Source organism: Clostridium cavendishii DSM 21758 (assembly GCF_900141845.1).
Lineage (GTDB): Bacteria > Bacillota > Clostridia > Clostridiales > Clostridiaceae > Clostridium_AG > Clostridium_AG cavendishii.
In genome coordinates, this window is record NZ_FQZB01000024.1 from 13702 (window position 1) to 34707 (window position 21006).

General features: G+C 27.3%; 19 protein-coding genes. All 19 read left to right on the forward strand.

What is annotated here, in order from left to right; genetic code table 11:
• Window positions 1–8: 8 nt before the first annotated feature.
• The 19 genes from BUB01_RS21125 (at window position 9) to anmK (ending at window position 20999) form a co-directional block, all read left to right on the forward strand.
• Entirely contained in the window at window positions 9–2444 is a 2436-nt protein-coding gene (locus BUB01_RS21125) for a heavy metal translocating P-type ATPase (RefSeq protein ID WP_278337165.1), read from the forward strand.
• Window positions 2445–2860: 416 nt separating this feature from the next.
• The gene (locus tag BUB01_RS21130; RefSeq protein ID WP_242958458.1) at window positions 2861–4363 is read left to right on the forward strand and encodes a glycosyltransferase family 39 protein; all 1503 of its coding nucleotides are present in this window, start codon (window positions 2861–2863) and stop codon (window positions 4361–4363) included.
• Window positions 4353–5177, forward strand: coding sequence for a UbiA prenyltransferase family protein (locus tag BUB01_RS21135; RefSeq protein WP_242958459.1), 825 nt, complete (start codon window positions 4353–4355; stop codon window positions 5175–5177). The genes BUB01_RS21130 and BUB01_RS21135 overlap by 11 nt, the downstream gene beginning before the upstream one ends.
• A 473-nt stretch (window positions 5178–5650) precedes the next feature.
• Complete coding sequence (locus BUB01_RS21140; protein ID WP_242958460.1) at window positions 5651–7153, forward strand: glycosyltransferase family 39 protein; 1503 nt, start codon at window positions 5651–5653, stop codon at window positions 7151–7153.
• Complete coding sequence (locus tag BUB01_RS21145; protein ID WP_072993267.1) at window positions 7143–8006, forward strand: decaprenyl-phosphate phosphoribosyltransferase; 864 nt, start codon at window positions 7143–7145, stop codon at window positions 8004–8006. Before BUB01_RS21140 ends, BUB01_RS21145 begins: the two co-directional genes overlap by 11 nt.
• Before the next feature lie 9 nt (window positions 8007–8015).
• Window positions 8016–8633, forward strand: coding sequence for an HAD-IB family hydrolase (locus BUB01_RS21150; protein ID WP_072993270.1), 618 nt, complete (start codon window positions 8016–8018; stop codon window positions 8631–8633).
• Window positions 8627–8950, forward strand: coding sequence for an EamA family transporter (locus tag BUB01_RS21155; RefSeq protein WP_072993273.1), 324 nt, complete (start codon window positions 8627–8629; stop codon window positions 8948–8950). Before BUB01_RS21150 ends, BUB01_RS21155 begins: the two co-directional genes overlap by 7 nt.
• Window positions 8940–9263 (forward strand): DMT family transporter, encoded by a 324-nt coding sequence (locus tag BUB01_RS21160; protein WP_143152548.1) that lies wholly within the window; start codon window positions 8940–8942, stop codon window positions 9261–9263. The genes BUB01_RS21155 and BUB01_RS21160 overlap by 11 nt, the downstream gene beginning before the upstream one ends.
• Window positions 9264–9645: 382 nt before the next feature.
• On the forward strand, window positions 9646–10338 hold the full coding sequence (locus BUB01_RS21165; protein WP_072993277.1) for a response regulator transcription factor: 693 nt from the start codon (window positions 9646–9648) through the stop codon (window positions 10336–10338).
• Entirely contained in the window at window positions 10328–11743 is a 1416-nt protein-coding gene (locus BUB01_RS21170) for a sensor histidine kinase (protein WP_072993280.1), read from the forward strand. The genes BUB01_RS21165 and BUB01_RS21170 overlap by 11 nt, the downstream gene beginning before the upstream one ends.
• A gap of 283 nt (window positions 11744–12026) precedes the next feature.
• Window positions 12027–14060: a methyl-accepting chemotaxis protein gene (locus tag BUB01_RS21175; protein WP_072993283.1), complete on the forward strand. Its 2034-nt coding sequence runs from the start codon at window positions 12027–12029 to the stop codon at window positions 14058–14060.
• Window positions 14061–14244: 184 nt separating this feature from the next.
• Complete coding sequence (gene murQ / locus BUB01_RS21180; RefSeq protein ID WP_072993286.1) at window positions 14245–15150, forward strand: N-acetylmuramic acid 6-phosphate etherase; 906 nt, start codon at window positions 14245–14247, stop codon at window positions 15148–15150.
• Window positions 15151–15222: 72 nt separating this feature from the next.
• The gene (locus BUB01_RS21185) at window positions 15223–15531 is read left to right on the forward strand and encodes a PTS sugar transporter subunit IIB (RefSeq protein WP_072993289.1); all 309 of its coding nucleotides are present in this window, start codon (window positions 15223–15225) and stop codon (window positions 15529–15531) included.
• Window positions 15532–15577: 46 nt separating this feature from the next.
• Entirely contained in the window at window positions 15578–16831 is a 1254-nt protein-coding gene (locus BUB01_RS21190; RefSeq protein WP_072993292.1) for a PTS sugar transporter subunit IIC, read from the forward strand.
• Window positions 16832–16926: 95 nt separating this feature from the next.
• Window positions 16927–18240, forward strand: a complete 1314-nt coding sequence (locus BUB01_RS21195; protein WP_072993295.1) for a 6-phospho-beta-glucosidase — start codon at window positions 16927–16929, stop codon at window positions 18238–18240.
• A 32-nt stretch (window positions 18241–18272) separates the two neighbouring features.
• Window positions 18273–18578 (forward strand): PTS lactose/cellobiose transporter subunit IIA, encoded by a 306-nt coding sequence (locus BUB01_RS21200; RefSeq protein ID WP_072993298.1) that lies wholly within the window; start codon window positions 18273–18275, stop codon window positions 18576–18578.
• Between the two features lie 20 nt (window positions 18579–18598).
• Complete coding sequence (locus BUB01_RS21205) at window positions 18599–18895, forward strand: hypothetical protein (protein WP_072993301.1); 297 nt, start codon at window positions 18599–18601, stop codon at window positions 18893–18895.
• A 32-nt stretch (window positions 18896–18927) separates the two neighbouring features.
• Window positions 18928–19827 (forward strand): BadF/BadG/BcrA/BcrD ATPase family protein, encoded by a 900-nt coding sequence (locus BUB01_RS21210; protein WP_072993305.1) that lies wholly within the window; start codon window positions 18928–18930, stop codon window positions 19825–19827.
• A 14-nt stretch (window positions 19828–19841) separates the two neighbouring features.
• A complete protein-coding gene (anmK, locus tag BUB01_RS21215; RefSeq protein WP_072993308.1) occupies window positions 19842–20999 on the forward strand; it encodes an anhydro-N-acetylmuramic acid kinase AnmK in 1158 nt (385 codons plus the stop codon).
• Window positions 21000–21006 lie beyond the last annotated feature (7 nt).

A 21006-nucleotide genomic window follows, 5' to 3' on the forward strand; every position in this document is an offset into this window, starting at 1 on the left:
TGAGACTTTTGAAAGAAAAACTAGTTAAGATAGAGGGAATGACTTGTGTAGCATGTGTAAGGCGCGTTGAAAGAGCTGTTAATAAATTAGATGGTGTAATAGAGGCTAATGTGAATTTTGCAACAGAAACATTGATGGTAAAATTCGATGATAACTTAGATTTTAATATTATAAAAAATGCTATAGATAAAGCAGGATATAATGTAGTTTTAAATGAGAAAAGGGTTACACTGAAAATAGGTAGAATGACTTGTGCTGCTTGTGTAAGAGATGTTGAGAGGGTAGTAGGAAAGCTTTATGGTGTTTCAAGTTCAGAGGTTAATTTTACTACAGAGACACTTAATGTGATTTTTGATTCAAATGAAGTTAGAGTGAGTGAAATTAAGAAAACTATAGAAAAAGCAGGCTATGAGGTTTTAGAAGAAGAAACTTTGGATGAAGGAATTGACAGAAAAAGAGAAGAGAGAAAAAAATTGAAGAAAAGATTGATAGTTTCTACTATATTTACAATACCTCTTCTGATAATAGCTATGGGATATATGGTAGGGTTGGTATTACCTAATATAATAGATCCTATAAAAAATCCAATAAACTTTTCTATTATTCAGTTGATTTTAGCTACAATTGTTATAATTGAAGGATTTAGTTTCTTTTCTATAGGAATTAAGAATATTTTAAAAGGAAGTCCCAATATGGATTCACTTATAGCAATTGGTTCAGGTTCAGCTTATATATATGGCCTTTTTGCAATATATCAAATAATACAAGGTGATATGAGCTATATTATGGATATGTATTTTGAATCATCAGCAACAATACTTACATTAATTACGTTAGGAAAGTATTTAGAGTCAATATCCAAAGGAAAGACTTCAGAGGCAATAAAAAAATTAATAGGTTTAGCACCTAAAACAGCTACAATATTAAAAGATGGTAAAAAAACTCAAATTAATATAGATGAAGTAGCAGTTTATGATATTGTAGTAGTTGGCCCTGGTGAAAAATTACCTGTAGATGGAGTTGTTATTGAAGGATTAACGTCAATAGATGAGAGTATGATAACGGGTGAAAGTATTCCAGTGGAGAAAACAGTTGGGTCAAAAGTTTTTGGAGCTACAATAAATAAAAATGGTATTATAAAATATAGGGCGGAGAAGACTTTAGATAATACTGTAATATCTCAAATAATAAAGCTTGTAGAGGAGGCACAAGGTTCAAAGATGCCTATTGCAAAGCTTGCAGATACTATATCTTCACATTTTGTACCTATAGTAATGATGCTTGCTATAATAGCTAGTGCTTTATGGTTCATTTATGGAAAGGGGGCCGTTTTTTCTTTAACTATATTTATATCAGTTTTAGTTATAGCTTGCCCTTGTGCATTAGGCCTTGCAACGCCTACAGCTATAATGGTTGGTACAGGTAAAGGGGCTGAAAATGGAGTTTTAATAAAAAGTGGTAGAGTCTTAGAAGCTAGTCATAAGTTAAATACTGTAGTTTTTGATAAAACAGGAACTATAACTAAGGGAAAACCAAGAGTTACAGATATAATAGCTGAAGAAGTAGATGAAGATGAGTTGCTTTTATTTGCAGCTTCGGCGGAAAAAGGTTCAGAACATCCTTTAGGAGATGCTATAGTAAAAGAAGCCGAAAAAAGAAATTTAGATTTAAAGAAAGTAGATAACTTTGAGGCTATTCCAGGTTGTGGAATAAGGGCTAGCATTGAAGGTAAAGAAGTTTTACTTGGAAATTTTAGATTTATGTTGGGAAAAGAAATAAAACTGGGTGAAATAAAAAGAGAAGCTAACAATATATCTATGAAAGGTAAAACACCTATGTTTGTAGTAATAGATAATGTTTGTGTAGGAATTATAGCTGTTGCAGATATTTTGAAAGAAAATTCTAAAAGAGCTGTAACAACTCTTAAAAATATGGGAATAAAAGTAGTTATGTTAACAGGAGATAATAAAAATACTGCTGAGGCCATAGCAAAACAAGTTGGAATAGATAATGTAATATATGAAGTAATGCCAGGAGATAAAGCTTTAGAGGTTAAAAAATTACAAGGTAAGGGAAAAATAGTTGCAATGGTAGGTGACGGTATAAATGATGCACCAGCACTTGCAGTAGCAGATGTAGGAATAGCTATAGGTTCCGGGACTGATGTAGCTATAGAATCTGCTGATATAGTTCTTATGCAAAGTGATTTGTTACAAGTAATAACAGCTATACAGCTTAGTAAAGCGACCATAAAAAATATAAAAGAAAATTTATTCTGGGCGTTTGGATATAACATCTTAGGAATACCAGTAGCTATGGGGGTTTTATATATTTTTGGAGGACCATTATTAAATCCCATGATAGGGGCATTAGCTATGAGTTTTAGTTCGGTATCAGTTGTTTTAAATGCTTTAAGACTTAGAAAGTTTAAACCTAAATATTAATGAAGTTTATAAAATATATAAGAAATATATAACTTTAGTGTTTGTAATAGCTTAAGAAATCTTTAATATATTACAAGTTAAATAAATATAAAAGTAACCTGCAAGCTTAGAATTGCAGGTTACTTTTTTGCTTATATATAGAATAATTTATTTGTTTATTAAGTTCAATCATAAAAATGAAACTCCTATTCACTAACGTTCATAGGAGTAAGTTCAAATTACTAAATTAAAAATTTAGATTTTCACTTAAAATCAAAGATTTAGAATTTTACTTAACTTCGAATAAGCAAATTTTAAATTTGGATTCTTACTTAAATGAAAGAATTTTGAAAGATTTAATTAGTAATTTAGAAAGATATGTTTGGTACTATAATACATAGTATTTAAAAATATTAATTATGGAGGATATATTAAAGATGAGAAAAATAAGTTATAAATTTAGTAGTTTCATCAATAATGCATTAAAGTTTCTATTTATATTTGTAGTTATAGGAAGTAAGTATAGATTGACAAGAGATTTTGCATCAGTTAAGTTTAGTAAATTTTCAGTAGTTTTTTTTATAATTATAATTTTACTTGGCATTATTTTGAATTATTTAATGAAGAAGAAATTTAATACTAAAATAATATTTATCAGTATTTTATCTGTAGGATTAATTATAAGATTAATTTGGTTTTATTCTATAGATAGTATACCAACAAGTGATTTTAATAGAATGTATATATGTGCTGAGGACTTTTTAAAGGGTTTTACTTATATGTTTGAGGGGACAGGCTATATGGCTAGATTTCCACATATGAGTATTACAGTATTATATTTTTCATTTGTTCAAAAGATATTTTATAAGAATCCATTAATAGCTATAAGGCTTTTAAATATATTATTTTCTATGTTAAATATGGTGATTTTATATTTTATTGCAAAAGAAGTATTTAAAGATAAGAAAAATGTAATATGGTCCTTATTTTTAGCTGCGATTTATCCACCTATGATTATTTACAACAATGCATATGCATCAGAGAATATTGCAATGCCAATATTTTTATTAAGTATATACCTATTTTTAAAGTCTATAAATAAAGATAGAAAAATCAAATTATTAATAGGAGCCTTCTTTATATTAGCATTAGCAAATCTTTTTAGGCCAATAGCTTATGTAGTTATAGTAGCTTATATATTGTATATTTTAATTTACTTTAAAGAAGGAATAAAGAGAAAAGTAATTTTAGTTTCTACTAGTATTATGAGTTTTATAATACCAACATTATTAGTAAGCTATGGGTTAATCTATTTAAATATATTAGAAAGACCTCTTTGGAAACCAACTGAGCCTGCAAGTATCTCTATATTAAAAGGGACAAATTTTGAAAGTAATGGACGTTGGAATGAAGAGGATGCAAAAGTTTTTGGAGAGTGTGATGAGAATTATGAAAAAGCTGATAAAAGAGCAAAAGAAATAATAAGAGAAAGATTATTAGGTTCTAAAAAGACAGATATTTTAAGGCATTATGCTACTAAATATGCGTTTCAATGGAACACTGGTGATTTTGGAGGTATATGCTGGGCTGAAGCTGGATTAGAAACTGAAAGTAATAGAGAAAAATATTTAAAGATAATGGAAAAAAATGATGGAAAAGAGTTAATAAAATTAAGCAAAGATGGAGAATCTTTAGTTCAATTAATTTATACTATTATGATTTTAATTACATATTTGGCGCTTTATAAAAAGAAAAGAAATTATAAGCTAGATTTAATGTATATATTGTTTTGTGGTTTTTCTATACAATGCTTAATAACAGAATCACAAGATAGATACACATATGTAGTTTCATGGATATTTATATTACTAGCAATGAACTTTTTTGAAAGTGAAAGTAAAGTGTTTATTAGAAATGGAGAAGAATCAAGTGAAAGATAAATTTTTGAATGTAATAAAACTTTTACGAGTAGAACAATGGATTAAAAATATGTTTATTTTTGTGCCAATATTATTTTTTGATAATATTTCCAATATAGAAAAAAGTATTATCGCATTTACTTCATTTTGTTTTATTTCATCTTGTGCATGTGTATTAAATGATATTGTGGATAAAGGTAAGATTTGGGGTACAAATATGAAAGTTAAACTTTTTAAAACTATAGTTTTAGCTTTAATATTAGCAACTATATCTTTTATTATAGCATTTTCACTAAATAACTATATTCTTTTAATTATAATTTTATATTTATTAAATAATCTTTTTTATTCTTTTAAAATTAAACATATGATTATTTTAGATGTATTTTCGAAAGCTATAGACTTTATATTAAGAATTTTAACAGGTTCATTTGCTATAGGTAGTGAGATTTCTAGCTGGATGATATTGTGCATATTATTTTTAGCATTATTTTTAGGTTTTTGCAAGGAGAGAAATGAACTTATTATCAAGGAAAGATATTCAAAAGAACTAAGTGAAAATTTATTAAAATACAATGAGAAATTATTAGATCAAATAATAAATATAATACTAACATGTACTATAATATTCTATGCTATTTATTCTGTTATAGGAATTAGTGATGGTAATTTTATATGGACAACCATTTTGGTCTTATTTGGAATATTAAGATATTACTATTTAATATATTCAAAAGATGAAGGTGGTAACACTATGGATTTAATTCTTAAGGATAGACAACTTGCATTTTGTATAATTTTTTGGATTACTGTATATGTTAGTATCAAAATATAAAAAAACTTCGAAATAAAAAATGTAGGTTATAAGATATATGTTAACTATTAATATTTAGTATGTGAATAGTAATAGTTAAATTATTAAAAGAAGTTTAAATAAGAACAATATACATTTTAACAACATATAAGTTTAGCTTATATGTTGTTTTTTTTCATGAAAATAATATCTTCATAATATCTTCATAATTTTAATAATAATATCTTTTATTTTACCTTTTAAGATTTTATTATAGAAAAGTTTATTAAATGTTGGAACTTATATTTAATATAAAAAGTCTATAGAGTATAGAGCAAAAGATAATATTTATACAAAATCAGTTTTTTTATTTGTCATAAGTAAGAAAATTGAAAGAATTTAGAAAGAAAATTTAAAGAAGAGGAAGAGAGTAATTAATAAGTTTGAAAGAAAGATTTGTTATGATATAAATGAAATCCAAAGGGAAAGACTTGGATAGAGAGTGAGAGGTAAATATGAAAGGAACAAATTATAAATTTAGTATTTTTCTTAATAATGCATTAAAATTTTTATTTTTATTCGTAATAGTAGGAAGCATATATAAACTTACAAAAGATTTTAAATCAAGTGAATTTGGAGCTTTCTCATTAGCGTTTTCCATAAGTATAGGTTTAATGGCATTTATTTTATTTTATCTAATGAGAAAGAAGTATAGTGAAAAAATAATATTTATTGTTATTTTGATTATGGGCTTAATTATAAGACTAATATGGCTTTATTCAATAGATAGTATACCAACAAGTGATTTTAATAGAATGTATATATGTGCAGAGGATTTCTTGCAAGGGACTACATATATGTTTAAAGGTACAGGCTACATGGCTAGATTTCCTCATATGAGTATTACAGTTTTATATTTTGCGTTAATTCAGAAAATATTTTATTTAAATCCGTTAATAGCTATAAGAAGTTTTAATATAGTTTTTTCAATGTTAAATATAGTTATTTTATATTTTATTTCAAAGGAAATTTTTAAAGATAAGAAAAATGTATTATTGGCATCTTTTGTAGCATCAATTTATCCGCCTATGATTATTTATAATAATGCATATGCTTCGGAAAATATAGCAATGCCAATATTTTTATTAAGTATTTATTTATTCTTAAGAGCTATAAATAGTGAAAAAAAATTAAGGTTATTAATATTATCTTCTATAGCTTTAAGCTTAGCTAATCTTTTTAGACCAATAGGATATATAGTTATTGTAGCTTACTTATTATATGTTTCAATTTATTTTAAGGATAAGTTAAAAAGTAAACTAATTTTATTTACTGGTATTGTTTTAGGTTTTGTAATACCAACTTTTATAGTAAGTTATAGTCTAATTTTTTTAAATGTATTAGAAAGACCTCTTTGGCAGCCAACAGAGCCACCTAGTATTTCTATATTAAAGGGAACAAATTTTGAAAGTTATGGTCATTGGAATGAAGAAGATGCAAAGGTTTTTGGTCAGTGTGATGAAGATTATGAGAAAGCAGATAAAAGAGCAAAAGAGATAATAAAGGATAGATTATTAAATTCTAAAAAGACAGACCTTTTAAAGCATTATGTTGTTAAATATGCATTACAGTGGAGAACAGGAGAATATGGAGGTATATGTTGGGTTGAAGATGGTTTAGAGACTGAAATGAATAGAGAAAAGTATTTAAAGATACTAGGCCAGAATGATGGAAAAGAACTGATAAAGTTAAGTAAAGACGGAGAATCAGCTGTACAGATAGTTTATATTATTATAATTTTACTAACATATATTGGACTTTATAAAAAAGAAAGAAATTACAAATTAGATTTGATGTATATATTATTTTGTGGTTTTTCTATACAGTGCTTGATAACAGAAGCACAGGATAGATATACCTACATAGTTTCATGGATATTTATATTACTTGCAATCAACTTTTTTGATGATAGAAATAAATTATTTAGTAAAAAGGGAGAGATAAAGAATGAAGGATAAATTTTTGAGTGTAATAAAGCTTTTAAGAATAGAACAATGGATTAAGAATATGTTTGTTTTTGGACCTATATTGTTTTCAAATAATATTTTTAATAGCGGTATGATAGAAAAAAGTTTTACAGCTTTTATAGCATTTTGTTTTATTTCATCTTGTGTATATATAATGAATGATATTGTTGATAGAGAAAAAGACAGAAAACATCCTAAAAAGTGCAATAGACCCATTGCTAGTGGAAAGGTTCAAGTTTTTGAAGCTATTATATTAGCTGTAATATTAGCAGGTGAATCATTTATTATAGCCTTTTCTATAAATAAGTATTTAGTTTTAATAATACTTTTATATCTAGTAAATAATGTTTTATATTCTTTTAAAATTAAAAATGTAGTGCTTTTAGATGTTTTTTCTATCGGAATAGGATTTATTTTAAGAGTACTTGCTGGTTCTTTTGCCATAGGTGTTAAAACTTCTAGTTGGATATTATTATGTACATTATTTTTATCATTATTCTTAGGTTTTGGAAAAAGAAGAAATGAAGTTATTGTTTTAGGTGAAGATGCTAAAGAACATAGAAAAAATTTATCACAATATAATGAAAAATTATTAGATCAAATAATAAATATAGTTCTTGCATGTACTATAGTATTTTATGCTATTTATTGTGTAGTAGGGACAGGAGATCAAAACTTTATTTGGACTACTATTCTAGTGTTATTTGGGATACTTAGATATTATTATTTAATGTATTCTAAGGGACAAGGTGGCAATCCTACAGAATTAGTAATTAGAGATAAGCAATTAAGTTTTTGTGTAATATTTTGGATTATATGTTCAGCTGGTATTATGAATTTTTAGGAGGTTCTTATGAAAAAGGCTTTTGCTATATTTGATGTTGATAAAACTATAATTAAAGGTGATTCTATGTTTTACTTTTTACTATATGGAATATCTAAAAAACCATGGCTTGTAATTTATTTGCCAATTATAACAATAAAAGTGATATTATTTAAAGCTGGAATATTAGATGTGAAAAAAGCAAAGGAAAGCTTGTATATTCCTATTAAACACTTAAAAGAAGAGGAAATACAAGAATTTTATGAAAAAGTACTGTTAAAAAAATCTTATGGAGAAGTATTAAATGTTTTAAAAGAGCATAAAAAGTCAGGAAGTTATACTATACTAGTTTCAGCTTCACCAGAAGAGTATTTGAAGTACTTCAAAAATAAGGATTATATAGATGAAGTAATAGGAACCAAGCTTTTAAATGTTAATGGTAGATATATAAACAAAATACAAGGAGAAAATTGTAAAGACTATGAAAAGGTAAAGCGAATAAATACGTTTTTAAAAGAAAATAATTTTGAGATAGATTTTGAAAATTCTTATTGTTATGGGGACTCGAATTCGGATTCTTATATGATGAATTTAGTTAAAAACAGGTATAGGGTAAGAGGCGGAAGTCTGGAGGAGTTTTCATGTTAAAAAGAATAAGAATAGGAATTGTATTCATGCTGATATCAGCGCTATTAAGTGCTACAGGACAGCTTATGTGGAAAATTGGAAAGGATAATTTTATTTTCATATTTATTGGCCTTGCTTTTTATGGACTAGGAGCTATATTTATGATAAAGTCATTAAAACTAGAAAAGCTTTCAGTAGCTTATCCTGTTATGTGTATTAGTTATCTATTAGCTCTTTTTTATGGATATGTTTTTTTAAATGAAGTAATAACCATAAAAAAGCTAGTAGCAGTTTTATTAATAATTATAGGAGTGAGTTTTTGTAGCCGTGGAAAATAGTTTAGTAGTTTTAACAATTTTAATTATGACTTTATGTGGTGCTTTAGGTGGTGTATATTTAAAAAAATCAACAGCATTAAATAAAAAGATAAATATATCTTTAATTATAGGTTTAGGCTTTTATGGAACGGGAGCTATTTTAAATATAATACTTCTTAGATTTATTCCCCTTACTATAGTTTTCCCATGTAATGCTATTACTTATATTTGGTCAACTATATTTGCAAAGCTTATGTTTAAGGAAAAAGTAGGTATATATAATGTAATAGGCCTAGCTTTTATATCAAGTGGATTAGTGTTACTAGTAATATAGGTAAATAACTTGATAAATAAAAAATTTAAATTGTATTTTAGGATAACTTGTAGTCAGATGGCTACAGGTTGTTTTTGGTTTAATATTTTTTCTTCATAATATCTTCATAATTTTAATAATAATATCTTTTATTTTATATATTAATGTTAAATTATAGAGTTGTAATTAATAAAGGAAACTTTTAACCACTATTATTTGTATAGGTATTCTTTTAGAGAGAGTTTTATTAACTAAATTAAAATTTAAAATGTTCCATAATGTAGGATTTTGCAAGTTGAAAATTTGGATATTAGTTTATGATAATTAGTGTATAGTTTTATGATAAAATAAAGTGAATTATAAAAATCAAAAATTAAATGTTATACAGTAAGGGGTGCGAGTTATGGAAGTAAAATATAATATTTTAGTTGTAGATGATGAAAAGGATATAAGAGATGTAGTAGAGATTTATTTAATAAATGGAGGCTTTAATGTTATAACTGCTGAAGATGGTATAGAAGCATTGGAAGTTTTAAAGAATGAAAAAATAGATTTAATAATTTTAGATATAATGATGCCAAGATTAGATGGTGTAAGAGCGTGTATGAAGATAAGAGAAACTCAGCAAATACCAATTATAATGCTATCAGCAAAGACAGAGGATAGTGATAAAATATTAGGATTAAATATAGGGGCTGATGATTATATAACAAAGCCATTTAATCCGTTAGAGCTAGTAGCTAGAGTAAATTCACAGATTAGAAGAACTAAGGTATTTACTGAAACAAATGAAAAAGATGAATATAGTGTTGGAGCACTTACTTTAAATTCTGAAACAAGAGAAGTATTTGTTGAAGGCAAGTTTGTAAGACTTACTCCTAGAGAGTTTGATATATTAGAAGTTTTACTTATAAATATTGGAAGGGTTTTAAGTACAGAGCAAATATATGAAAGAGTATGGAAGGAAGACTTTTGTAACTCAGACAATACTGTAGCTGTTCATATAAGAAATATAAGAGAGAAGATTGAGATAAATCCAAAAGACCCTAAATACATAAAATTAGTATGGGGAGTAGGTTATAAAATTGAAAAATAAATTATTTAAAAGTTTAAATTCACAATTTTTAGTAGTCATTATAATTAGTGTAATTATAATATTACTTACAATATCTTTTGCTAATAATGGCATTATGAATGAAATTAATGCTATTAATAATAGAAATAGAATGAATGATATTAATAATAGAAAGGGTTTATCTGACAACTTTAATGCTTTTTATGTTGATAGTATTAGATTTGTTACTAGGCTTGATAATGGATGTGAAGAATACTTACAAAAGCTTGCCAAATTATATGATGTAAATGCTGCTATAACAGATAATGAGGGAAATATATTAATGAAGTCAAAGGATGTTTCTGTGACTAAGATAGATTTGGAAGAACTAAAGAATATTTATAAGGGGAAAATAGAGGTTAAAGATAAGTTTTATCAAAGATATGATATTAGACTTGATGAGAAAGAATACAAGTTTATCGTATGGAAGGAAAGTAAGTACGAGGAACTTAATATTAGGGAAATTTATATAAGAACCTGGAGCCCTTTTTTAATAATAATAATAATAATGTTGAGTTTAATATATATATTTACTAATAAAAAGGTTAAATATATAGAAAAAATATCTAAGGGCTTGGAAGAATTTTCTGAAGGAAATTTGGATTATTCAATTAAAGAAAAAGGAAATGATGAATTATATCTATTAGCTAAGAATTCAAATATAATGGCACAAAATTTGAAAGCTATGATAGAAGAGGAGCAAAGGGTGCAGAGGTTAAAAACAGATCTTATAACTAATGTGTCTCATGATCTTAGGACTCCTTTGACTTCTCTTATAGGATATTTACAGCTTTTAAATGATGATAATATAAAAGAAGAAGATAAAGCAAAATATGCTAATGTTTCTTTAGATAAAGCTAAAAATTTAAGTGGCTTAATAGAAGATTTATTTAATTATTCAAAGCTTGAGAGCGGTGGAATAACTCTAGAAAAATTTGATGTAAATATTATTGAAATATTGGAACAGACTATAGGGGAAGCTAGTCTTGACATAGCTAATAAAGAAATTAGTATAGAAAAGAATTTTGAGGATAAATCTATTATGGCAAATGTTGATCCTATGCAAATAGGGAGGGTCTTTCAAAATCTTTTAAATAATGCTGTTAAATATGGAATGCATAATTCCAAAATAATAGTTTCAGCTTTTGAAAGAAAAAATGAAATTAATATAAGCTTTAAAAATAAAACTGACAACCTAATAAACGAAAATATAGATTTACTTTTTGAAAGATTTTATAGAGGTGATATATCTAGAAATTCAAAGATTAAAGGATCAGGTTTAGGTTTAGCTATTGCTAAAAGTATAATAAACTTGCATAATGGCTATATTGATGTTGATGTAAAGGATGAAATGTTTACTATAACTGTTATTCTGAATAAAGTTTAAATATAGTTCAATAATACTTTTGAAAATAATGAAGCATGTGAGTATGTGTTTCATTATTTTTTTATAAATATAATATTTATAAAAAAAGATAAACATATAAATTCGTTTTAAAAAGGATAGATAAATTAAAATTTATTTATCATTTTTTTTTATTTTTTTATTTTTGATAATTTATTTTATTTTAACCATTTAAAATTAAAATGAATTTTTATAAAGAAATATTTTAGTATTACGACAATTAAATAAGCTTAAGAGAAGCGATATAAAAAAGGAGGAAATTTATATGTCAATAAGAAAGAAAATACCTGCATTAATAGCAATTATAATTATTATTTTAATGACTATAACAACAGTATTTATTAGTAATCGTTCTAGTAATATTATTAGTAGTAAGACTGAGAGTGAGATGAAGGGAGTAGGTACTCGTACTTCTGAAGGCATAAGTACTGTAATCGAAAAAGAGCAATCAGTAATTAAAATTTTTGCACAAAAAAATACAGTTATGGATTTTATGAAGACTGCAAATGAAGCATTAAATAGTGATGCTTTTGTTAAGTCACAACAAAACCTAAATTCAATATTAGAAGCTTATGCAAAAGATACTAAGAATATTGAGCATATATTCTTAGTAGATGCTACTGGAACTATAGTCTCAGATAGTAATAAGGATTATATAGGAAAAAGTTTAAATGATAGATCTTACAATAAACCGAGCTTAGAAGGAAAAGCGTCTATAAGCGAAGTTGTTTTATCAAAGGTAACGAATAATCCAATAGTAGTATTTACTAGTCCAATAACAGTTGATAACAAGGTTGTTGGTTACGTTGGAACAGCTGTACTTGGAGAAAGTATTTCTAAATATTTAGGAAATATAAAAGTAAGTAATTATTCTTCTAGTTATGCCTTTTTAACTGATTATAAAGGAACAATGATATATCATCCTACAAAAGAAAAAATAGGAAAAGTTACTGAAGTCCCAGAGATAAAGGCTATTGCTGACAAATTAAACAGTGGACAAAAGATAGAAGGATCTAATATACAATATACATTCAATAAAGTTGATAAAATGGCATATTATCATGTTATACCTGAAACAAATTGGATTTTAGTTTTAACAGCTAATAAAACAGAAGTTATGCAGGACGTAAATAATATGATGTATATAACTATATTAATAGCTGTAATATTATCAGTACTAGCTATAGTTATAGGATATATGTTCTCCTTAAAAATCACTAAACCTATTATAAGAGTAACTGAAATTGTGGATAAAACAGCTAACTTGGATTTAAAGGATGACAATAGTTATGATGACTTATTAAAGTCCAAAGATGAAGTTGGTGATATAGGTCGTTCAATTGGAAGAATGAGAGAAATATTAAGAGAAATGGTTGGAAGTTTAAATACTGCTTCAGAAACTATAAGTTCAAATGCAGAATTAGTTGAAAACTTGACTTTTGAATTAAAGGGTTATGCAGAAGAAGCAGCTATAGAAAGTCAAAATCTTTCAGCTGGAATGGAAGAAAATGCTGCCACTGTTGAAGAAGTTTCTGCTTCATCAGATGAGATGGGAAGAGCAGTAAATGAAATGGCAGAAAAAGCAACTGAAGGTTCAGGAAATGCTACTGATATTTCTGAAAGGGCAAATGAATTAAAATCTTCAGCAGTTGAATCAAATAATATGGCAAATAACACATATGTTACTGTAAAAGCAGATTTAGAAAAAGCTATTGAAAATTCTAAAGCTATTGAAAAAGTAAATTCTCTTGCAACATCAATACTTGACATTACTGAACAAACTAATCTATTAGCTCTTAATGCTGCAATAGAAGCCGCTAGAGCTGGAGAAGCTGGTAAAGGTTTCGCAGTAGTAGCAAATGAAGTTCGTAAACTAGCAGAGGAATCAGCTGAGACAGCAGGAAATATACAAAATATAGTTTATCAAGTTACTTCATCAGTAGAGGAATTGTCACGTAATTCAGGTAAGCTTCTAGATTTCATTGATGGAACTGTTTTAAAAGATTATAGAAAGCTTGTTGAAACAGGAAACCAATATGACGAAGATGCAAATTCAGTAAATTCATTTATGCTTGATTTTAGTGCATTAGCAGAAGAGTTAAATGCATCTATTGCAGGAATAGTTAATGCTATAGGTGAGGTAGCTAATACAGTAAGTGATGGTGCTAAAGGAGTTAATGAAATCTCTAATAGAACTACAGATATTAATGATAAATTAGAAAATGTAAAGGCAACTACAGAAAAGAATAAAGAAAGTGCTGAACAATTAAGAGAGATTATATCAAAGTTTAAGTTATAGTTTTAAATAAACCTAAGACAATTTTGTCTTAGGTTTATTTTATTTTCTTTACTAAAATGATTTAAATTACTAGATTAATAGTTATTTTTTTAATGAAATTATATTTCGCAAAAAATAAAAAAAGTTGACATATAATTTCAAGGAGTATATACTTATATTAAAATAATGAATGGGAGGTGATTTTATGGACAAAATAAATCTTGAGAGCTTAGTTACAGAAAGTGTTAATGTAAATACGGTTAATATAGACAAAGCGTCTACATTTGAAATATTAACAATGATTAATGAAGAAGATAAAAAAGTAGCTAATGCAGTTGAAAAACAGATACCAAAGATAGGAAAAGCAGTTGATGAAATAACAAAGGCTTTAAAAAATGGTGGGCGCTTAATATACATAGGAGCTGGAACTAGTGGAAGGCTAGGTATTTTAGATGCTTCAGAATGTTTACCAACTTATGGGGTACCAGAGGATATGATACAAGGTATTATAGCTGGTGGAAAAGAGGCTATGTTCAGGGCTAAAGAAGGTATCGAAGATAGCCAAGAATATTGTGAAACAGATTTAAGGTTAATAAATTTTTCTAACAAAGATGTATTGGTTGGATTAGCAGCTAGTGGAAGAACACCTTATGTTATAGGTGGATTTCAATATGCAAAGAAAATGGGAGCAATAACAATAGGAATTACATGTAATCCTAACTCAGAGATGTCCAAAGTTGCAGATATTTCAATAGAAGCAGTTACAGGAGCAGAAGTTATAACAGGATCTACTAGAATGAAAGCAGGAACTGCTCAAAAAATGATATTAAATATGATATCTACTGCTACAATGATAAAAATGGGGAAAGTTTATAAAAATTTAATGGTAGATTTAAAAGCATCAAATCTTAAGCTTGTTGAAAGAGCAAAAAGAATAGTTATGTTGGCTACAAATGTTTCTAGAGATGTGGCAGAAAAATATTTAGAAGATACTGATTATGATGTGAAATTAGCTATTTTTATGATTGAAAGTGGTTTAGATAAAATATTAGCTAAGGAAGTATTAAATAAAAATGAAGGCTATATTTTTAAAGCTTTAGAAAACGTTTAAGTGCAAGTAATATAATTGAAATATTTATAAAACTTATAAGCAAAAAATATTAAAAATAATGGAGGGTTAATTATGAAAGTATTAATGGTTTGTTCAGGTGGCATGTCTAGTGCTATAGTAGTGGATGCAATTAAAAAAGAAGCAATAAAAGAAGGATTTCCTTTAGAAATTAAAGCAGTTGGCACAGGAGAATTCTATGATGAAATAAAAGATGGGAAATACGAATTGGCGTTAGTTGCTCCTCAAGTAAGACATAGATTAAGTACGTTTAAAGAACAAGCAGCTGAATTCAATGTAGAAATAGAACTTATTATTCCAATGGGATATACACCATTAGGAGGAGCTAAGGTTCTTGAACAAATAAAAAAATATGCTAAGTAGGTAAAAAAATATTTTATTATAAGAATATATAAAGGAGAAATACAAAATGAAAAAATTTTTTGATTGGTTAGAAAAATATTTAGTGCCACCAATGACTAAATTAGCAGAACAAAGACATTTGAAAGCAATTAGAGATGGTATCGTATCTACTATACCGTTAATAATAGTCGGTAGTTTTTTCTTAGTAATTGCAATTCCACCAAATGATTGGTTGAAAGAGCTTGTAAAACCATATATTAATCAAATAATGTTTCCATATAGATTAAGTATGGGAATAATGGCATTATATGCATCATTTGGTATAGCTTATAACTTAGCTAAATCATATAAATTAGATCCATTATCAGGTGGAAGCTTGGGAATGGCAGCGTTTTTACTTACAAGTATACCAATTAGTGTTGAACCACAAGGTTGGGTATTACCTTTATCTAATTTAGGTGGAGCAGGTATGTTCGTAGCTATTTTAATGGCAATTTTTGCAGTAGAAGTTTTAAGATTTTGTAAAGAAAGAAATTTAACTATTAAGATGCCAAAAGAAGTACCAACATCTGTTGCTAATTCTTTTGCAGCATTAATACCAGCTGTATTTATAATTGTTCCAATTTGGATAATTAGGGATTTATTCAATTTTGACATTCAAGCAAATATATTAAAATTATTTATGCCTTTAGTAACAGCAGGTAATTCTTTACCAGGTATATTAATTCCAATATTACTTATTTCACTTTTATGGTCTTGTGGTATACACGGAGATTCGGTTGTTGGTACAGTTGCAAGACCAATTTGGTTAGCAATGCTAGATGCTAATGTTGCAGCACAAGCAGCTGGACAACCTATTCCTAATATTGCACCAGAGCCATTCTTTCAATGGTTTATATGGATTGGAGGTTCAGGGGCAACAATAGGATTAGTATTATTAATGTTATTCTCTAAATCAAAATATTTAAAAGATATTGGAAGGGCTTGTTTAATACCAGGAGTTTGTAATATTAATGAACCAGTAATATTTGGTGCACCAATTATGTTAAATCCATTATTAATGATTCCATTTGTTGTTGGACCTTTAATTTGTGGATGTATAACTTATTTTGCAATGGCACTTAATTTAGTTGCAAGACCAGTAATATTAGCACCATGGACATTGCCAGCACCAATAGGAGCATATCTTGCTACTGGTGGAGACTGGAGAGCAATAATATTAGTTTTAGTTAATATAGCAATTACAACAATAATATATTTCCCATTCCTTAAAGCGTATGAACAAAAGTTAATTCAAGAAGGATTAACAAATAGCAATTAAAACATAATTTCACATATTAATAAGTAAAAGTAAAATAAAAAATACAGGACCGATTTTTATCGGTACTGTATTTAAAATATTGGAGGAATAAGAAGATGAAAGGATTAAAAATTGCAATAATTGGGGGAGGAAGTAGTTATACTCCAGAGATTATAGAGGGTTTTATAAAGAGAAAATCAGAACTTCCAGTAAATGAAATTTATTTAGTTGATATAAAAGAAGGCGAAGAGAAACTTAATATAGTTGGAAATCTAGCAAGAAGAATGATAAAAAAAGCTGGATTAGACATCAATCTTGTACTTACGTTAGATAGAAGAGAAGCACTTAAAAATGCAGATTTCGTTACAACTCAATTTAGAGTTGGTGGCTTAGAAGCAAGGGCAAGAGATGAGAGATTTCCACTTAAATATAATGTTTTAGGACAAGAAACAGTAGGACCAGGAGGATTTGCAAAAGCATTAAGAACAATTCCTGTAATTTTAGATATTTGCAAAGATATGAAAGAACTTTGTCCAGATGCATGGCTTATTAATTTTACAAATCCATCAGGGCTTGTTACAGAAGCTGTAACAAAATATACTAATATAAAATGTATAGGCTTATGTAATGTTCCTATTCATATGAAAATGGATGTAGCTTCAATGTTAGAAGTAGAAAGTAAAGAATTATTTATAGAATTTGTAGGACTTAATCATTTAGTATGGGGAAGAAGAGTATGGCATAAAGATGAGGATGTAACTGAAAATATTATAAAAAGTCTACAAGATGGTGCATCGCTTACAATGAAAAATATATCTGATTTAAAATGGCCAGCAGAGTTTTTAAATGCATTAGGAATGATACCATGTCCATATCATAGATATTATTATATGACAGATAGACTTTTAAAAGAAGAAAAGGAATCAGCAGAAGCTAATGGAAAAGGAACAAGAGCAGAACAGGTACAAAAAATTGAAGAAAAATTATTTGAACTTTATAAAGATGAAAGTTTAAATGTAAAACCTGTTGAACTTGAGAAGAGAGGTGGAGCATATTATTCAGATGCGGCAGTATCACTTATAAGTTCTATTTACAATGATAAGAAAGAAATACATACAGTAAATGTTAAAAATAATGGAATAATAAAAGGTATTCCAGATGATTGTATAATTGAAACTAATTGTATAGTAGGTAGTAAAGGTGCAACACCATTATCATTAACTGGTGAATTAGAAGGAAAAGTACTAGGACTTATACAAATCGTAAAATCATATGAAATATTAGCAGTGGAATCAGCAGTTACTGGAAATAGAGAGAAGGCAATAATGGCATTAACAAATAATCCGCTAATTCCATCAATAGATGTGGCGATAAAATTATTTGATGAAATATTAGTTATTAACAAAGAATATTTACCACAATTTAGATAAAATTTAGGATAACGTAGGAGGGATTTATTAATATGGAACAAGAAATATTTGAAATAATAGCACATGCAGGAGATTCAAGAGGATATACTTTTGAAGCGCTTAGAGAAGCAAGAAAGAATAATTTTAAAGAAGCTGAAGGACTTTTAGTTAAGGCAAAAGAAGAATTAACATTAGCTCATAACACTCAAACTAAACTAATTCAAGCAGAAATAAACGGAGAAGATATAAAAATTTCATTACTTATGGTTCATGCTCAAGACCAATTAATGGATGCAATTTCTGAAAATACTTTAGTTGAAGAAATGATTGAAATGTATAGAATTATTCATAGCAAATAAATATAAGGAGATGCTAAACTATGAATATATTAATGTATGGAATATATATAATTTCTATGATGCTATTTGTACTAGGATCAGTATATTTTTCAAGAAAAGCAATAAAAAAATTCAAATTGAATAGGTGGGTTATTGCTTTTACATCCCCACTTATTCTTATTATTCCTTCAGTTTTTTTTAAAGATATCAATCCTATAATATGGTCAATATTAATTGCTATATTTATTGGTTTTTGTATTTTATTTTTTGAGATTAATAATAACATATCTGAAAATAGAGGAATTAAGGAAACTATGGACTATAGAAAAACTAGATAAACGTAAACTATAAAGAGCAAAGGAATGATTCAATGAAATATATATTGGGTGTTGATGGTGGTGGAACAAAGACAGAAGCTATTGCTTATGATTTAAAAGGTAATATAATATCAAAAGGTGTTTCTAAATTTGGAAATTTATTAGTCAATAATGAAAAAGCTCTAGAAAATATTAGAGAAGCAATTGATAATTGTACTAAAGAACTAAATATAAAAGAATGTATTCATATATACTTAGGTATTGCAGGAGTTAGTGCTGGTGATAATAAGCAAAAAGTAATGAAGTATATTATAGAAAGTTTTCATTGTGAAACAACAGTAGTTAATGATGCAGAACTGGCACTTTCTGCACTCCTAAAAGGAAAAGATGGTTTTCTTACCATTTCAGGAACTGGATCTATATGTATAGGTAAATATAATAATGAAAAAGTCAGGGTAGGAGGATGGGGACACATCCTAGGTGATGAAGGAAGTGGATATTATATTGCCCTTGAAGCTTTAAAAAAGATTATATTTGAAAAGGATATGGGATATACAAAATCTAATTTTACAAAGATGATATTAGATAATTTAGAAGTTTCTGATGAATTTGATATTATAAATTTTGTATATAATTCTGATAAAGGTAAAATATCAGCTATAGTTCCTGTAATTGTAGAACTTTCTAAAAATAATGATAGTACAGCAATAGATATATTAAAGCAGTCAGGAAGAGAATTAGGAATCATGACTGCAAGAGCAATAAATAGAATGAAAATAAATGAAACTGTAAATATAGGGATTTCAGGAAGCATTTTAACTAATATAAATTTAGTTAAGGAGAGTTTTGTAAATGTATTACATAAAGAAGTAAAGGATTTTAGAATATATGATGAATGTGCTTCTCCGACAATAGGCGCATATTATGAAGTAATAAAATATATAAATTCATAGAATGGTGGATTAAGATGGATATAAAATATAGTGTTGGTATAATGTCAGGAACTTCTTTAGATGGAATTGATGTAGCATTAGTAAAAATCAAAGATTCAGGAATAAATACAAAACTTGATGTTGTTGGGTTTGAAACTATTCCTTTTGAAGAAGATTTAAGAGAGGAGATTAAAAGAAGTTTGTCTATAGAAAAATCAAATGTAGAATTAATATGTAGTCTTAATTTTAAATTAGGATATGCATTTAGTAATGCAGTAAAAGTTGCTTGCAATAATTTCAATTTTGATTTATCAAAAATTGATTTTATAGGAAGTCATGGTCAAACTGTATATCATATACCTAAAGATACAAAAGAGTTGAAAAAATCTACATTACAAATTGGAGAACCATCTATAATTGCATATGAAATAGGATGTCAAGTAGTATCTAATTTTAGAAGTATGGATATGGCAGCAGGTGGAGAAGGTGCGCCGCTAGTACCTTTTACAGAGTATATACTATATAGGTCTAGTAAAAACAGAGTTTTGCAAAATATTGGAGGAATAGGTAATGCTACTATTATCCCTCAAAAGTGCAAATTGAATGATGTTTTTGCTTTTGACACAGGACCGGGAAATATGATAATTGATGAAGTTGTATATAGATTGACTGGAATGCCTTATGATAAAGGCGGTCAATTATCACTAAAAGGGAAAATAATTGAACCTATGTTAAAAGATCTTATGGAACATGAGTATATATTAAGATGTCCTCCTAAATCAACAGGAAGAGAAGTATTTGGTTCTCAATTTGTTGATAAAATTTTAAAGCAGTATTCAAGTGAATGTAAGGAAGATATAATTTGTACAGTAACTATGTTTACAGCAAAATCAATAGAGTATAATTATCGCAACTTTATTATGCCTAGAATGAAAATAGATGAAGTTATAATTGGCGGCGGAGGAAGTTACAATAAAACTTTATTAAATATGATTAGAGAATGTATGCCAGAATGTAAAGTTTTAACTCAAGAAGATTTAGGGTTTTCATCAGATAGCAAAGAAGCAATTGCGTTTGCTATACTCGCTAATGAAACATTACATGGTAGCTTTAGTAACGTACTTACGGCTACTGGAGCCAAAGAGTATGTTATTTTAGGAAATATAACACCAACTCCTAAAAAGTTTAATTAAAGGGGGA

What these genes read in the sequence shown, in the direction of transcription:
- BUB01_RS21130 (WP_242958458.1), top strand. Translation starts at nt 2,861, where the DNA reads ATGAGAAAAATAAGTTATAAATTTAGTAGTTTCATCAATAATGCATTA.
- BUB01_RS21140 (WP_242958460.1), top strand. Translation starts at nt 5,651, where the DNA reads ATGAAAGGAACAAATTATAAATTTAGTATTTTTCTTAATAATGCATTA.
- BUB01_RS21145 (WP_072993267.1), top strand. Translation starts at nt 7,143, where the DNA reads ATGAAGGATAAATTTTTGAGTGTAATAAAGCTTTTAAGAATAGAACAA.
- BUB01_RS21150 (WP_072993270.1), top strand. Translation starts at nt 8,016, where the DNA reads ATGAAAAAGGCTTTTGCTATATTTGATGTTGATAAAACTATAATTAAA.
- BUB01_RS21155 (WP_072993273.1), top strand. Translation starts at nt 8,627, where the DNA reads ATGTTAAAAAGAATAAGAATAGGAATTGTATTCATGCTGATATCAGCG.
- BUB01_RS21165 (WP_072993277.1), top strand. Translation starts at nt 9,646, where the DNA reads ATGGAAGTAAAATATAATATTTTAGTTGTAGATGATGAAAAGGATATA.
- BUB01_RS21175 (WP_072993283.1), top strand. Translation starts at nt 12,027, where the DNA reads ATGTCAATAAGAAAGAAAATACCTGCATTAATAGCAATTATAATTATT.
- murQ (WP_072993286.1), top strand. Translation starts at nt 14,245, where the DNA reads ATGGACAAAATAAATCTTGAGAGCTTAGTTACAGAAAGTGTTAATGTA.
- BUB01_RS21185 (WP_072993289.1), top strand. Translation starts at nt 15,223, where the DNA reads ATGAAAGTATTAATGGTTTGTTCAGGTGGCATGTCTAGTGCTATAGTA.
- BUB01_RS21190 (WP_072993292.1), top strand. Translation starts at nt 15,578, where the DNA reads ATGAAAAAATTTTTTGATTGGTTAGAAAAATATTTAGTGCCACCAATG.
- BUB01_RS21195 (WP_072993295.1), top strand. Translation starts at nt 16,927, where the DNA reads ATGAAAGGATTAAAAATTGCAATAATTGGGGGAGGAAGTAGTTATACT.
- BUB01_RS21200 (WP_072993298.1), top strand. Translation starts at nt 18,273, where the DNA reads ATGGAACAAGAAATATTTGAAATAATAGCACATGCAGGAGATTCAAGA.
- BUB01_RS21205 (WP_072993301.1), top strand. Translation starts at nt 18,599, where the DNA reads ATGAATATATTAATGTATGGAATATATATAATTTCTATGATGCTATTT.
- BUB01_RS21210 (WP_072993305.1), top strand. Translation starts at nt 18,928, where the DNA reads ATGAAATATATATTGGGTGTTGATGGTGGTGGAACAAAGACAGAAGCT.
- anmK (WP_072993308.1), top strand. Translation starts at nt 19,842, where the DNA reads ATGGATATAAAATATAGTGTTGGTATAATGTCAGGAACTTCTTTAGAT.